General features: G+C 65.9%; 1 protein-coding gene. It reads right to left on the reverse strand.

From position 1 onward, the window contains the following. Window positions 1-80: 80 nt before the first annotated feature. Window positions 81-279 (reverse strand): hypothetical protein (locus tag QSV46_RS39595; protein WP_314964077.1); only part of this gene is annotated, 199 nt, incomplete at its 5' end.

Raw genomic sequence — 279 nt, forward strand, 5'->3', positions numbered from 1 at the left:
GTCGAGGCTGATGTCGCGGGTGAGCATCGACACGAAGAACTGCTTCGTCGGGACCGCCTTCGCGGTGTCCTTGCTCAGTTTCATCGGCTGGTTCTCCGTGTTTTGGCCTTGTTCGCAGGGGCGGCGGCCTTCGTCTTGGAAGTCTTCGGCTCGCCGGTCGGCGCATCGACGAGGGCGAGCGCGCCCTGATCGCCGGATGTCGCCTTCGCGCGGTTCGTCCTGAGGTGCGCCTTCGCGGCTGGCGCCGCACTCTGCTCTTCCTCGTGACGCTGGCGATTC

It is taken from the genome of Bradyrhizobium cosmicum (assembly GCF_032290525.1).
Lineage (GTDB): Bacteria > Pseudomonadota > Alphaproteobacteria > Rhizobiales > Xanthobacteraceae > Bradyrhizobium > Bradyrhizobium cosmicum_A.